Source organism: Paenibacillus sp. P4_E11 (genome assembly GCF_056401635.1).
In genome coordinates this window covers 1-522 of record NZ_JBFUIX010000733.1, presented here as the reverse complement: position 1 = coordinate 522, position 522 = coordinate 1, and the positions used below count along the sequence as shown (strand labels likewise).

1 protein-coding gene is annotated in these 522 nt (G+C 37.9%); it reads right to left on the bottom strand.

Annotated elements, in window-relative coordinates; translation table 11 throughout:
• Positions 1 to 320, bottom strand: a 320-nt coding sequence (locus tag AC1DWB_RS37190; protein ID WP_477546030.1) for a hypothetical protein, incomplete at its 3' end; no start/stop codon positions are given.
• Positions 321 to 522 lie beyond the last annotated feature (202 nt).

Here is a 522-nt window from a genome sequence, read left to right as displayed (position 1 = left end):
CTCTGCGAAGTCCAAAACCCCTCACCGCCTGTGAGATCGCCATTGTAGCAATAATAAGGGTACAGATTTGAAACCTGTATATTGAAAGTCTCACCTGTTTCTAGAAATTCAATTACCTGCTCAACTCCATGGTGCGTAAGCAACGTAATAATATCATTTAGCTTTTCTTCACTCTCTATATATTCGGAATCAAAAGCTATAAGGTCTTCTCTACTGCAATCGAATAATGGATACCAGTAAGGTTGTCTTATATCCCATACTCGTTCCATATCTTTTCTCAAATTTATCGAAGCTTCTTCTGGAATTATTACTTTTTGCAAGAGAATCCCTCCTTCATGCTATATTATAGACTTCGCTTAAACAATGGTCACTGTAGCAATATCCTTTCCTGCCCAGAGATTAAAGCTATAGCCTGTTTTGAGCAAATGCCAAGGTGCTTCGTCAACTATAAAAGCAACATCAGCAAATGTATCCCATGTATCATCAATATGTCTTGTTATCCTAACTAGCACAGTCCATGTA